This is a genomic window from Streptomyces hoynatensis, assembly GCF_003626535.1.
Taxonomy (GTDB): Bacteria; Actinomycetota; Actinomycetes; order Streptomycetales; family Streptomycetaceae; genus Streptomyces; species Streptomyces hoynatensis.
Window position 1 is genome coordinate 41,978 of sequence record NZ_RBAL01000002.1, and the last position, 12,433, is coordinate 54,410.

A 12,433-nucleotide genomic window follows, 5' to 3' on the forward strand; every position below is an offset into this window, starting at 1 on the left:
CCGGCGCCGGGTCACTCCTTCGCCGGGGAGGACGGACTCGTCCGGGCGCATGCGACGGGGAAATCCCCGGCCGGCCGCCGACCCGGGACGAGACTCCTACGCGGCCGGGGACTTCCCGAGCGGCCCGAAGGCGCCGCCGCCCTCGGCCGAGCCGACGAGAGGAATGCGCCCGATGAGGAAGCCGATGAGGAAACCGATGCGGAAACCGGTGAGGGCAACCAGGAAATCCGCGGCCCTCGCCCTGCTGCCCGCCGCGCTGCTCGCCACGGGCGCCCTGACCGGGCAGGCGGCGGCACAGTCAGGGCTGGTGCTGGAAAACGTCGCCCATCAGGGATTCGTCCTCGACAACGACGCGGGCGGCGGAGAGGATTCCGGCGTCCTGGCCTACGACCGCAACGGCGGCCCGAACCAGCTGTGGAAGGTGAGCCCGGAAGGCGGCAATCCGGTCCAGATCATCCAGCGGGTCGGCGGCCGGGAACTGTGTGCCGCCGCCGTGTTCAACGGCGTTGCCGACGTCTCCATGCAAGATTGTGAGAACAGCGGCGGCGTCACGCACTGGCAGGAAATCCAGGTGGCGGGCAATCGGTGGGTCTACCGGAACTCCGCCACCCAGACCTGCATCGCGGCCACCCGGCCGAATGCGCCCGTCGAACTCGTCGACTGCGTATTCGGGGACCAGGAACAGCAGTGGGTGAAAAGAGCCGGGTGAGAAGCCGGAGAAGCCGGAGAAGGAGGGGTAGCCGGTAGGTCCCGAAGGCGGAGCAAGCCGGTAGGTCCCGAGGCCGGGGAAGGCGGTACGTCCTGCCCGTCCGTGGGAAAAGGGGGGTGGCCGTTCCGGGGGCCCGAGCACGGGCCCCGGGACGGCACGGTCGCCTGAACGCCCTGCTCAGGCGGCCACGAGCAGGCTGCGGACCAGCCGGCAGGTCGTCGTCGACGGCGGGTGGACGTCGATGCGCTCGGCGGTGCGGCGTATGACCTCGTTCCTGGCCTGCTGCCGGGTGTACACGCCCGTGTCGAGAAGGGCGATGGCAAGGCGCATCGCCTTCAGCCGCCGATTGTGCGCGATGTACCACTCGCGCGGCATGCCCGCCGGAAGCGGCTTCCTGGGAAGAGACGTCGTGGAAAGAGACCTCGTGGTGAGTTTCGCTGGCATGGGCGACCTCCTCGACCTGGGATGAGCCCTCAACGCGTACGTCCAGAATACCGCCGGGCACTGACAATCGGCGCGGGCCGCAAGGTATTTCGAGGTGCCGCCCGGGGCGGTGGACGGCCTTTCCCGGGCGAGCGGGAGCGGAAAACCGTGACGGCCTTTTCGGCGCCCCCGGGGACGGGGACGGAAGGGGTCCCTCACGAAGAGGCGTCCCCCGCGTCCGCTCCCGTTCCGGACTCAGCGGGCCGCGGTCATGCCCCCGGCGATCCTCGTGGCGAGTTCGCGGGCGCGGTCGTGGGCGTCGGCCATGGATGCCTCGTGCTTGGGAAGCAGCGCGGCCAGCGCCGGCTCGTGCGGGGCCATGGTCAGCTCGGGGATCACCGTGGTGACGTCGAGGCCGAGCATGTCCTGGTGGCCGAGCAGCACCTGAAGGATGGGTATGACGTAGTCGAAGCCGTGCCGGGGAGCGCCGGGGCCGTAGCTGCCGCCCCGCGCCGAGATCACCACGGCCGGACGCCCGGCAACGCGCGAGGGCCCTTCGTGGCTGACGGTGCGGCCGAAGACGATGATCTGGTCGAGCCAGGCCTTGAACACCGACGGCATCGTCAGGTTGTACATCGGCACCGTGAAGAGGTAGGCGCCCGCGCCGAGGAATTCCTCGATCAGCGCGTCCTGCGTCGCGGCTGCGGCGGCCTGTTCCTCGGTGTACTCGGCGGGGTCGGTTTCGCGTGCCGTGATGCCGGCCGCGCTGATGTGGGGCACGGGCGCGGCGGCGAGGTCGCGGTGCACGACCTTGCCGTCCCAGCCTTCGAGGAAGGACCTGGCGACCTGGCGGGAGACCGAGACCTCGCCGAGCGAGGAGGAGTCGATGTGCAGCAGGTAGGACATGGGCTGGTTCCCTTCACAGTGGAGTGAGAGCGTGCTTCGCCGATCCCGGAGCGGGAGGTGGCCGTGGCCGCGGCCGGGTGGGCGGGCGCCCGTGGGCGTTACATACTGGTAGTGCGGTTGCACCCGGAGGAGAGGAATTCGAGATGGCGTCGGCGCGACGGATAAGCGGCCCGTGCCAGGCCTGGCCGGAGGACAGCGCCTTCATCCGTGAGGTGCTCGATCGCATCGGCGACAAGTGGACGGTGCTGACCATCGGCACCCTGAGCGCCGGCGCGATGCGCTACTCCGACCTGCAGGCGAGCATCCCGGGGATCTCCCAGCGGATGCTGACCCAGACGCTGAAGCATCTTGAGCGCGACGGCCTGATCACCAGGACCGCGTACGCCGAGGTTCCGCCGCGGGTGGAGTACGCGTTGACGGACCTAGGCAGGTCGCTGAGGGACGCGGTGGTGGCGCTGGCCGGCTGGGCCGCCGCCCACCACGGCGAGATCGCCCGCAACCGGGCCGCCAGCGAGCTGACCGGGGTCGGCCGGGGCAAGGCCGCGCTCAGGGCGTCGGCAGACTGAGGCGCCGGTGGCGCTCGTCGGGCCACGGCGCCGGGCGCATCGCCCGCGGCCACCTGCTCCGGCAGCCGGCCGTGAACCGGGACCTCCCGGATGCCCGGGTCGGCCCCCCGGCGGTCCGGTCGCCGCGCGCTCGCGGTCCGGGCTCGCCCGCTCAACCATCGTCCTCACCACCTCACTCGGAGTGCGTAACACCATCATGAGTGAGTAAGGGAGGGCCTGCAAAAGGCACTTTCATGTGCGTGTGCGCCGCCCGGCGGGCACGGCATGCCCTGCCGGGAACCCGTCACGGGCTCTCCGACACCCGAGGGATCGCAGGTGCAGCGGCACCTGTGGCGTCGTCAGCGCCGATCCTGAACCCGTTCTCGAAGTCGTCCGCATACGGGTTGGGGCCGAGCACGCTGTTCGCGTACTGGTTGAGGTTGGTCCACCTGGCGGGGTTGCGCGTCGGGCCGGGACGCCCGTCCGGAGGATCGTCGATGTCCTCGGCTCCGGCGGTGCGCGCGGCATCGGCTATCAGGAGCTTGGCGGGGAGCCGGTCCCAGTTTTTCAAGCCCCTGAGTTCCTCGTCCTGCGCGGCGCTGATCTGTTCTTGCACGTGCCCTGCGTACATCTCGGCCCCGGTCTTGAACGGCCATGTCACGGGGCCGATCGCGTCATGCCACGGAAGCGTCCCCACGAAGTCGAACGTGAGCTTCGCCGCGTTGGCCAAGGCCAGCCGCCCCTCAAGTTCCCCGGTGTCCGCGGAGCTCTGCGCGTGGGCCGCGGTTCCCGCGATGAGCCCGATCCCGTGGAGGTCGGCCCCAATGCCGCCGCCTCGCGCGAAAGCGCTGCGTGCGGTGTCGTATTCCCATTGCGAGAGATTTTGGAAGAAGTTGTCCCTGATGTCTGTCGGCGTGTTGCTCATGAGGGAGAAAAGGCTATTCCGGTCCTCCGACGAGAGATCGAACCCGTAGCGGTAATCCGTGCCGTTAATCCTGTGGCGCTCGCCAGGGTCCCATGGGGTGGTGTCGCTCCCCGACCCTGCCCTTGAAATAAAGTCCTGGTGCCTGGCGATGGTGTCGCCGATGACGCGTTCGAGGTGGGAGTGGGATTCCGAGGGCTCGCCGGTAACGAGGATGCCTCGGATGCCGTCCGGGTTGTCGGCGGCGTACGTCAGTACGTTGTATGCAGCATGGACGTACTTCTCCATCTCCGGACTGTCCTCATCGAGTCCGTCGGGGGGAAGGGTTCCGTTCTCGACCAGGCTTGCCACGCCTCGGCTGTCATCCCAGCGCAGCCCGAGCAGTTCGCCGGGAAACCCGCCGTCGCTCAGCAGTTCCACCGAGGCCGCCCGGTTCAGCGCCGCGGCCATGAGCATGCCGCTGGCGCCGGTGTTGGGCAGATTCGTGTGTTCCTGGAGTTGTTCCTGGCTGAAGACGGCCGCATGGGCCAGGCTCTTGGAGAACTCCTCGCCCGACGCCACTGTGGCCTCTTCCATGAGCCCGCCGAAACCGTTGAACATTTCGACGCTCTTGAGGAACGCCGGGCTGAAGGCCCTGCCCTGCCAGCTCTCCCGGTAGTCCTGTACGAAGAAGCCGATCGAGTCGGGCAGGTCGACCTGCCTGTTTCCCAGGACGGGGGAGTATCCGCCGATGTCCGGGTTGCACATCATCATGACGCCGTTGGCGACGTTCCGTTTCGCGTTCGTGAGCGGCGCCAAGCCGGTCAGCTGCCCCAGCCGGGCCAGGGACGTGTGGTCCAGGGCGCCGTAGAACGCATCCAGGTAGGCGAGTTCCGCGGGCGACAGGTTCCGGTCCGCGTCGCCGCCTGCGACCGGGTCGCCGTAGATTCCCCCGGCGATCGAGGCCAGGCCCTGGGTGTACAGCTCCAGCAGTTCGATGTCCGGGGTCTTCTTCCCGAGTTCTGCCCGGAGTTCCGTGGCGGCGAACCGTGCCATCGCCGGGGTGGCGAACAAGGTGAACGGGCCCTCGCCCAGTTCGTAGCCCAGCTCGGCCAGCTCGGCCGCCTCTGCCGACAGCCGGCGGCGGTAGGCGAGGATCTCCTCGTCGATCTCCGCGCAGGCGCGGTTGGCGTCGTCCGCCGCGTTCCGCAGGTGCGTGGCCCGTATCGACTCGTAGAGGCTCGAAGGGAGCCAGTAGACCGCGGTGCCGGGCGTGCCGTGGGAAACCTCCGCGGCGACGGACCGGTTGCCGTAGTCGACGAACAGCGGGACGCGGCTCGCGGCCGGGTTGTCCTGCCGCGCGGCGACGGCCGTCTCCAGCGCGGAGTTCCACCCCTCATACTCGGCGGCGTACGCCTGAAGGTGCCGGCCGTATTGCCAGTCCAGCCACCGGATGTGCTCCAGGGCCTTCTTGTCTGCGTCGATGGCGAGGTTCATGCCGTTGACGATGTGGCGGACCACGCGGTCGATGTCCGTGCCGCCGCGCCGCAGGCCGCGGTAGGTCTCGTCGATGCGGCCGTTCTCGTCGACGAGGGGCGCGCCGTTCCGGCCTCCCGCGCCGGCGGACGCCCGGGTGGCGGCCTCGGCGAGGTCGCCTGCGCTCTCGGCCTCACCGGCGGCCCGGGCGTAGCGGGCGGCGATGTCGGCCATGTGCTCGGTGTCGAGCTCGGCGGAGAACGCGCGCTGCGTCTCCCAAGGCCGCTTGCCGGCTCTGGCTTCCACCTCGGCCTTGGTAAAGGGGCGATAGGACACCGGGATCACTCCTCCCCGTCGGCTCGCAGGCGCTACATACTGTCCGCGATGGCCCGATCCGCGAGCGTGGACGCCGAGCCCAGCGCCTCGGTGGCCGTCGCGTCCATCTCCTCGCCGGTGGCCGCGACGGCCGAATCCGCGGCCGCCATGGAGTCTCGTCCCTGTGCGGCCTGGGCGAGACTTCTCGCCTGAGTGTCACGCACCGTCGCCAGCGCCGCGGGAAAGGCGCCGGCGCCCGCGTACGCCGCATCGTCGATCCGGACCCTGCGCAGGCTGTCCCCGGCCTCCTCGGCAGCATCGGCGGTGATGCCGTTGCGCCGCGCCCCTTCGCGGAAGCCCTCGGGAAGGTAGTACAGGCCGTCTGCCGACATGGTGCTTGCCCCTTCCCCCGGTGTCCCCCAACACTCCCCGCTCTTACCCGGTTTCCCGGTACCGAGTGCCGATACGACCGTAGCCCCGGACCGGCCGCGGCACACGGTCTTCGTCGCACATCCGCGGCGCGGCCCGGCGGGTTTCGGCCAGGGGCCCGGCGGTGGCCGGGCCGGGCGGGGGCGGGTCAGTGGTGGTGGCCGTGGCGGCCGAGGGTTGCCACCGGGGTGGCGCCGGGGCGGGTCCACTGGGGAACGGGACGGCTGGTCGGGCCCCAGGTGGCGTTGCCCTCGGCGTCCGAGCGCCAGTACCAGCAGGCGTGGCGCCCCTCGGGCCAGCCCTCGGGCTTGTCCTCCCAGTCCTCGCCGCGGCCGTAGGGCGTCATGTCGAGCAGGGCCAGGGCGATGTTGGCCGGCTCGTTGCCGCGGCCCGTCGTGGAGTAGGTGAGGAACACCCGGTCCCCCTCGCGCAGGAAGCAGGTGAGGTAGCCCATCGCCCCGCCGACCGGCTCGTCCAGGCCGCGCACCGAGTACCAGGGCTGGGTGTAGCCCATGAACTCCACGAAGGGGGCGACCTCCGCCCAGGCGCCCGTGGTCAGGATGGCGAACGAGACGCCGCGGGCGTTGAGGTAGACCGCGTCCCGCAGGTGCCAGGCCGCGGTGGTGCAGCCCTCGCACTGGCCCTGGTGGGGCGCGCCGTCGTGCCACATGTGCTTGTAGACCAGCAGCTCGTCCCGGCCCTGGAACAGGTCGAGGAACGGGACCGGTCCTTCGGCCCCGACGACCTCCACCGTTCCGTCGAACTCCACCATCGGCAGCCGGCGGCGGGCCGCGGCGAGGGCGTCGCCCTGGCGGGTGTGGGCCTTCTCGCGGACCAGGAGCTCCTCGCGGGCGGCCCGCCAGGTGGCCAGGTCGACGATGGGCGGGCGGCCGGGCAGCGCGGTGCCGGAAGCCTGCGGCTCCTGCGGCGTCCTCGTCATGATGTTCCTCCGGTGTCTCGGGCCGGGCGGCGTCGTGCGGCGCCCCACGGCGGTCACCAGAGCAGACTCGCGTCCGCGCCGGAACTCATCGCGGCGGGAAACGCCTGGAAACGCCCGCGGCGGTGCCACCGGGCCCGCGCGCCCGGCCGGGCCCGCGCGCCCCGGCCCGGTCCCGCGTCGCCCCGGCCCGGTCCCGCGTCGCCCCGGCCGGGCCCCGCGCCCCGGCCCGGTCTCGCGGCCGGGCGCGGGCGTTGACGGGTCAGGACCAGGCGATCTCGCCCGTTCGGCCGACGAAGCGGCCGGAGCCGGCGCCCGGGGGCTCGGTGGCGAGGGCGACGATCGCGTCCGTTCCCTCGGTGACGGTCTGCGGACCGGTGTGGCCGTTGAGGTCGGTCGCCGTGTAGCCGGGGTCGGCGACGTTGACCCGGATGTCGCGAAGTGCCTTGGCGTACTGGGTGGTCAGCATGGTGAGCGCCGCCTTGGAGGCGGTGTACAGCGGGGCGATGACGGCGGATTCCGGCCGCCCCGGGTCGTGGGTGAAGGCGAGCGAGCCCATGCCGCTGCCGACGTTGACGATGACCGGGTCGGCCGAGCGGCGCAGCAGCGGCAGGAAGGCCGTGGTCGTGCGGACCACGCCGGCGAGGTTGACGTCCAGGACGCGGAGGGCGTCGGCGCCGGTCAGCGAGCCGGGGTCGCCGGTGGGGCCGTGGATGCCGGCGTTGTTGACCAGGACGTCGACCCTGCCCTCGTGTGCGGCGACGTCCGCGGCCGCGGCGGTGACCGACGCCTCGTCCGTCACGTCGATGGGCACGAACCGCGCCCCGAGCGCGGCGGCGGCCTCCGCGCCGCGCTCCGGGCTGCGGGCTCCCAGCAGCACGGTGTGGCCGAGGGCGAGGAGACGACGGGCGGTCTCGCGGCCGAGGCCCTTGTTGGCCCCGGTGATGAAGGTGATCGTCATGCGGTCGATGGTCGTGCGGCCCGGGGCGCCCGGCCAGGGAAGCGCCGGCGGTAGGAACGGCCGTACCACCCTCGCCGCCGTCCGGGCGGAGGCACATGGGGGAGGATGAGGGCATGACGAGCACACCCGGGGCGGGGCTGGGGGCGACGATCCGCGCGTGGCGCGATCGGCTGCCTCCCTCGGCCGCGGGGCTGCCGGTGAGCCGGACGCGCCGCGCGGCCGGGCTGCGCCGCGAGGAACTCGCCGAACTCGCCGGCGTCTCGGTCGACTACGTGGTGCGCCTGGAGCAGGGCCGGGCCACGACGCCCTCGGCCCCGGTGGTGGCGGCTCTGGCGCGCGCCCTGCGCCTGTCCCCGGCGGAGCGGGACCACCTGTACCGGCTGGCCCGCCTCGCCCCGCCGGCGGACGGCGCGATCCCCGGCCACCTCACCCCCGGCGTGCACCGCGTGCTCAGCCGGCTCGGGGACGCCGCGGCGGCCGTGTTCGCCGCGGACTGGGAGCTGATCTGGTGGAACCGCGGCTGGGCCGCGCTGCTCGGCGATCCCTCCGCCTCGCCCCCGCGGCTGCGCAACTTCGCCCGCGACCGGTTCCCGGTGGACGCGGGCCCCGCGCGACTGGCGCGGTGGCCGGTGACCGAACGCGACCCGGGCGCGACCGACGCGGCCGTCGTGTCGGACCTGCGCCGCGCCACCGGCCGCTTCCCCCGGGACCCGCGCCTGGCCGGGCTGATCCGCGAACTGCGCGCGGGCAACCGGCGGTTCGCGGAACTGTGGGCGACCGGGGCGGTGGCCGCCCACCGCGAGGACCACAAGACGATCCGGCATCCGGCCGTGGGTCCTGTCACCGTGGACTGCGACGTGCTGACCGAGGGCGAGGCCGAGCTGAAGATCGTGATCATGACGGCCGTGCCCGGCAGCGCGGACGAGACCAGGCTGCGGCTCGCCGCGCTCGCCGGCCCTCCGGCCGCCCCCGCGGGGCGGGGCGGAGTGCACCCGCCCGCAAGGGGAACTCGTTCCCCCTGAGGCGAGTCACTGCCCGCCTGCGGAGTTCACTCCCCATAGACCGAGTAAGAGGTTTCCGCGTAATCCTGGCCGTCACTTCCGGCGGCGACGATGGATTCCGCATAGGGATAGCCGGGGTCGCTTTCCGCGGGCACCTGGAGGGTGAGCGAGAACCCGCCGGTCTCGTCCACGAGGACCGTCTCCGTGTTCATCTGCAGCCACTCCCCGTACCAGCCGCCACCGGCCTCGTCGTACCGGTTGCTGTACCAGTACACGTCGATCAGTTCTCCCGGGGTGAATCCCGTGGCGGTGAGGGTGGTCAGCGAGCCCGGGCTTCCGTTGCCGGGGGCGAGACTCAACGCGGGAGCGCTCTCGCCCTCGTCCTCCTGGCTGTCCCACTCGCCCACCATGAACGCCCGCTGGGCCCGGTTCGCCCCGTCGTTGTACTGGGCGAACAGCATGTAGGGCTCCGCGCGGACCTCCGCCGAATCCGGCACGGTGGGGCTGAACGACACATTGCCTTCCGCGTCTGCGGTGTCGGTGCCGAGGATGATGTCCTCCGCGGCGCCGCCCGGCCAGTACAGCTCGACCTTTTCCCCGGGCGCGAAGGCGGAGCCGGTGACCTCGAAGGGCTGGCCGGCCTCGCCGGCGCCGGGGTCGACCGATATCTCCGGCGCGTCGGCCGAGTTCTTCTGTTCCCCGGATTCCTGCTGAATGGCGTTCGTCACCCATACCCCGACCGCAGTGGTGATCACCGCGCTGACGACGAGACCCGTCAGCCAGGCCATCAGCCTGCGGAAGGCGGTCCCACCCGAGCCTTCTGAAGCCACCGTGACCTCTCTCGTGCGTGCGTACGGAACAGCCGATGAAACGCGAACTCCCCACCGCCGCCGCGCCGGCCGCTTTCCCGGACCGTTTCCCCACCCGGTTTCCGGTAATGCCGCGAACCCGCCGCGCGGCGGTCGTGCCGGCCTCCGCCGGGCACCGGCGCCGCGCGTTGCCCGCGGTGGAGGACGCCTGGCGCGGCCGCCCGGTTGCGGCCTCGCCCGCGGCCCGGCTGCGGTCTCGCCGGCGGCCCCGCTGCGGTCTCGCCCGCGACCAGAACGCGGGGGCGTTTGGTGAAGACGGTGAAGGCGCCGTGCGGCTTCCGTCCGGATTTTTCCTCCGGAAGGATTCCGATAATTATCGGTCTCGTCCGCTTGGGACGCGACCGTGAGGAGGGGGTTCACGGGCTCGATGCCGGGGCTGGGAGCCGCGGTGGGCGTGTTGAACAGGGACTATGCGAGACAAGGGAGTTGAGGCCCGGAGCGGGGTTCCCGGAATGCTTGCGGAAACTGTTGACACCCGACGGGGCCGGACCCACACTTCCGGCATCGAGAGGCCGTAAGCACCGTTGACTCGGGTCTTCCGCGCGACCCGGTCGGCTCCGGGCGCCGCCCGCCCGGCGTCCTGACCCGGCCTCCCCGTGTCGCACGAGCCGACGCGCGGTCGGCGTCCCCACGGGCACCCACAGGCCCGCCGAGTCGGATCACGCTGCCTGGCCTCCGCCAGCCATCACCAGGAGGAAGCATGAACATGGACGACAGTGCCCCCCACAGCGCGCCCAGGAACGGCATCAGCCGCAGGGGCTTCATCGGCGGCGCCGGCACGCTGGCGCTGGCCTCGTCCGCGCTGATACTGCCCGGCACCGCGCACGCGGACACGACCATCACGAACAACCAGACCGGCACCGACAACGGCTACTACTACTCGTTCTGGACGGCGGGCGGCGGGTCGGTCTCCATGACCCTGCGCTCCGGAGGCAGTTACAGCACCTCCTGGTCGAACTGCAACAACTTCGTCTGCGGGAAGGGCTGGAGCAACGGGAGCCGCCGGACCGTCAGCTACTCGGGCAGCTTCAACCCCTCGGGCAACGGCTACCTGGCGCTGTACGGCTGGACCTCCAACCCGCTGGTCGAGTACTACATCGTCGACAACTGGGGCTCCTACCGGCCCACCGGCACCTACAAGGGCACGGTCTCCAGCGACGGCGGCACGTACGACGTGTACCAGACGACCCGCTACAACGCCCCCTCGGTCGAGGGCACCAGGACGTTCAACCAGTACTGGAGCGTCCGGCAGTCGAAGAAGACCGGCGGCACCATCACCACCGGCAACCACTTCGACGCCTGGTCCAGGTACGGCATGCCCCTGGGCAGCTTCGTCTACTACATGATCCTCGCGACCGAGGGCTACCAGAGCAGCGGCAGCTCCAACCTCACCGTGAGCTGAGCCTCCCCACCCGGCGGGCCCCCGGCCGGGGTGCCGACCCCTCCCCGGCCGGGGCGCCGCCCGCCGCGGGCCGGTTCACGGGCGGGAGCACCGCACCCGGCGCGGCGGCCCCCAGCCGCCGCGCCACGGGCCGCCGGATGCCGCCGGATGCCGCCCGGGCCGCCCGAATGCGGTTGCCCGCCGTTCGGGCGCCGCACTACCGTGCCGCGGTGGAACTCTTCTCACGCTCGTGGACGGCGCTGCGCGCGGCGGTCGGCGCGCTGTCCGGCGAGGACTGGGAGCGGCCCTCGGGCTGCCGCGGCTGGCTGGTGCGGGACCTGGTGTGCCACCTGATCATCGACGCCCAGGACGTCCTGATCACGCTGGTCACCCCCGTCGAGGCGGAACCGACCGCGGACGCGGTCACCTACTGGAAGGTCGTCGAGCCGCCCACCGGCGAAGACCCGCTCGACGCGCTGATTCCCCGGCTCGCCGCCGCCTACGGCGACATGGAACTGCTCAGGTTCCACTTCGACGACGTCGGCTCCGCCGCCGGGCGCGCCGCCGAACTCGCCGACCCGCACGCCCGCGTCGGCACCCAGGAGATGGTGCTGACCGCAGGGGACTACCTGAGGGCGTACGTCCTGGAGTGGACCCTGCACCACCTCGACCTGATCGCGCACCTGCCCGCGGCGGCGGAACCGCCCGCCGAGACCCTCGCCGCGGCCCGCGCGGCGCTGGAGGAGATCGCCGGGGCGCCGATCCCGGCCGCGATCGCCGACCGGGACGCGCTGCTGATCGGCACCGGGCGCCGCGCGCCCACCGGCGAGGAGACGGCCGCGCTGGGCGCGTTCGCCGCGAGACTCCCGCTCCCCCTCGGCTGACCGGCCGCGGCCCGCCCGCCCCGAACGCCGCCTGTCCGGGAGGAAGGGCCCACGCCCGGGCGGGGACGCGGCTGCTAGGCCGGTCCGGTGCCCCCGTCGCCGTCCCTGGCGTCGGCGCCGATGCCGAACGACGCGTCGACGCGGGCCTTTTCCGCCTCAAGCAGGGACCGCACCACCCGGTCCACCGTGCGGTGCGACAACTCGGCGTACCCGCTGAGCCACTCGGCGAGCGACGCGGGCAGGGTCACGGTGATGCGGCGCGTGCCGGGCGGCCGGGTCATGCCGGAAGCGTAGCCGCCGCCGGTGGCCCGCCCGCCCCGAACGCCGCCCGCCGCCCCGGGTGGGCGGGGCGGCGGGGGCCGGGTGCCGGGGCCGCGGTCCTAGCCGCGGTCCGCGGGCCCGGTGCCCGGGTAGGCGCCGAGGGCCGTGACCTCCTCCCTGACGGGGTCGCCGTCCAGGCGGTCCACGAGGGTGCGCTGGAACTCCCCGAATGCGGCCAGCTTCTGCAGGCCCTCGCCGTCGACGACGTGGACGAAGGTGACGCCGTCCGCCAGCCGGAAGGCGCTGTACCGCAGTCCGGCCGGGGCCGTGGCCGCCAGTTCCGCGAAGACCCGCCCGATCAGCCGCTGGTTCTCCTCGGCCGCTTCCGGCCTGGTCCGGTAGCGGATCACCGCCGTGCCCATGAGGCTCTCCTCG

Annotated in this window: 14 protein-coding genes; 5 read left to right on the top strand and 9 right to left on the bottom strand. The window is 72.3% G+C overall.

Annotated elements, in window-relative coordinates; genetic code table 11:
* Positions 1-172 precede the first annotated feature (172 nt).
* Positions 173-709: an RICIN domain-containing protein gene (locus tag D7294_RS03635; protein WP_158674558.1), complete on the top strand. Its 537-nt coding sequence runs from the start codon at positions 173-175 to the stop codon at positions 707-709.
* Between the two features lie 177 nt (positions 710-886).
* Here the strand turns inward: D7294_RS03635 and D7294_RS03640 are convergent, their stop codons facing one another.
* Positions 887-1,153, bottom strand: a complete 267-nt coding sequence (locus tag D7294_RS03640) for a hypothetical protein (RefSeq protein ID WP_120675432.1) — start codon at positions 1,151-1,153, stop codon at positions 887-889.
* Between the two features lie 234 nt (positions 1,154-1,387).
* Positions 1,388-2,038 carry an FMN-dependent NADH-azoreductase gene (locus D7294_RS03645; protein ID WP_120675434.1) on the bottom strand — a complete coding sequence of 217 codons (651 nt, stop codon included), beginning with the start codon at positions 2,036-2,038 and terminating at the stop codon, positions 1,388-1,390.
* A gap of 143 nt (positions 2,039-2,181) precedes the next feature.
* On the opposite strand from D7294_RS03645, the gene D7294_RS03650 reads away from it, so the two are divergent.
* Entirely contained in the window at positions 2,182-2,604 is a 423-nt protein-coding gene (locus D7294_RS03650; protein ID WP_120675436.1) for a winged helix-turn-helix transcriptional regulator, read from the top strand.
* Positions 2,605-2,887: 283 nt separating this feature from the next.
* Here the strand turns inward: D7294_RS03650 and D7294_RS03655 are convergent, their stop codons facing one another.
* The 4 genes from D7294_RS03655 to D7294_RS03670 all read right to left on the bottom strand — a co-directional run bounded on the left by D7294_RS03655 (position 2,888) and on the right by D7294_RS03670 (position 7,602).
* Positions 2,888-5,296, bottom strand: a complete 2,409-nt coding sequence (locus tag D7294_RS03655; protein WP_120675438.1) for a TPR repeat domain-containing protein — start codon at positions 5,294-5,296, stop codon at positions 2,888-2,890.
* 32 nt (positions 5,297-5,328) lie between these two features.
* Entirely contained in the window at positions 5,329-5,667 is a 339-nt protein-coding gene (locus D7294_RS03660) for a hypothetical protein (RefSeq protein WP_120675440.1), read from the bottom strand.
* Between the two features lie 185 nt (positions 5,668-5,852).
* Entirely contained in the window at positions 5,853-6,644 is a 792-nt protein-coding gene (locus D7294_RS03665; RefSeq protein WP_120675442.1) for a DUF899 family protein, read from the bottom strand.
* Between the two features lie 259 nt (positions 6,645-6,903).
* Entirely contained in the window at positions 6,904-7,602 is a 699-nt protein-coding gene (locus D7294_RS03670) for an SDR family NAD(P)-dependent oxidoreductase (protein ID WP_120675444.1), read from the bottom strand.
* Between the two features lie 113 nt (positions 7,603-7,715).
* Here D7294_RS03670 and D7294_RS03675 point away from each other — a divergent pair, with 113 nt between their 5' ends.
* Positions 7,716-8,624, top strand: a complete 909-nt coding sequence (locus D7294_RS03675; protein ID WP_120676162.1) for a helix-turn-helix transcriptional regulator — start codon at positions 7,716-7,718, stop codon at positions 8,622-8,624.
* Positions 8,625-8,650: 26 nt separating this feature from the next.
* Here the strand turns inward: D7294_RS03675 and D7294_RS03680 are convergent, their stop codons facing one another.
* Entirely contained in the window at positions 8,651-9,433 is a 783-nt protein-coding gene (locus tag D7294_RS03680; protein ID WP_147450767.1) for a hypothetical protein, read from the bottom strand.
* A gap of 745 nt (positions 9,434-10,178) precedes the next feature.
* Between D7294_RS03680 and D7294_RS03685 the strand changes: the two genes are divergently transcribed.
* Positions 10,179-10,874 carry a glycoside hydrolase family 11 protein gene (locus D7294_RS03685; protein WP_422070657.1) on the top strand — a complete coding sequence of 232 codons (696 nt, stop codon included), beginning with the start codon at positions 10,179-10,181 and terminating at the stop codon, positions 10,872-10,874.
* 209 nt (positions 10,875-11,083) lie between these two features.
* Positions 11,084-11,737 carry a maleylpyruvate isomerase N-terminal domain-containing protein gene (locus D7294_RS03690; protein ID WP_120676164.1) on the top strand — a complete coding sequence of 218 codons (654 nt, stop codon included), beginning with the start codon at positions 11,084-11,086 and terminating at the stop codon, positions 11,735-11,737.
* 74 nt (positions 11,738-11,811) lie between these two features.
* Here the strand turns inward: D7294_RS03690 and D7294_RS03695 are convergent, their stop codons facing one another.
* Both D7294_RS03695 and D7294_RS03700 read right to left on the bottom strand, forming a co-directional pair.
* A complete protein-coding gene (locus D7294_RS03695; protein WP_120675450.1) occupies positions 11,812-12,018 on the bottom strand; it encodes a hypothetical protein in 207 nt (68 codons plus the stop codon).
* 99 nt (positions 12,019-12,117) lie between these two features.
* Positions 12,118-12,420 (bottom strand): hypothetical protein, encoded by a 303-nt coding sequence (locus D7294_RS03700; protein ID WP_120675452.1) that lies wholly within the window; start codon positions 12,418-12,420, stop codon positions 12,118-12,120.
* Between the last annotated feature and the right edge of the window lie 13 nt (positions 12,421-12,433).

Coding starts and splice junctions, on each gene's coding strand:
- D7294_RS03700 (WP_120675452.1), bottom strand. CDS start 12,420: ATGGGCACGGCGGTGATCCGCTACCGGACCAGGCCGGAAGCGGCCGAG.
- D7294_RS03635 (WP_158674558.1), top strand. CDS start 173: ATGAGGAAGCCGATGAGGAAACCGATGCGGAAACCGGTGAGGGCAACC.
- D7294_RS03665 (WP_120675442.1), bottom strand. CDS start 6,644: ATGACGAGGACGCCGCAGGAGCCGCAGGCTTCCGGCACCGCGCTGCCC.
- D7294_RS03650 (WP_120675436.1), top strand. CDS start 2,182: ATGGCGTCGGCGCGACGGATAAGCGGCCCGTGCCAGGCCTGGCCGGAG.
- D7294_RS03695 (WP_120675450.1), bottom strand. CDS start 12,018: ATGACCCGGCCGCCCGGCACGCGCCGCATCACCGTGACCCTGCCCGCG.
- D7294_RS03685 (WP_422070657.1), top strand. CDS start 10,179: ATGGACGACAGTGCCCCCCACAGCGCGCCCAGGAACGGCATCAGCCGC.
- D7294_RS03660 (WP_120675440.1), bottom strand. CDS start 5,667: ATGTCGGCAGACGGCCTGTACTACCTTCCCGAGGGCTTCCGCGAAGGG.
- D7294_RS03640 (WP_120675432.1), bottom strand. CDS start 1,153: ATGCCAGCGAAACTCACCACGAGGTCTCTTTCCACGACGTCTCTTCCC.
- D7294_RS03645 (WP_120675434.1), bottom strand. CDS start 2,038: ATGTCCTACCTGCTGCACATCGACTCCTCCTCGCTCGGCGAGGTCTCG.
- D7294_RS03670 (WP_120675444.1), bottom strand. CDS start 7,602: ATGACGATCACCTTCATCACCGGGGCCAACAAGGGCCTCGGCCGCGAG.
- D7294_RS03675 (WP_120676162.1), top strand. CDS start 7,716: ATGACGAGCACACCCGGGGCGGGGCTGGGGGCGACGATCCGCGCGTGG.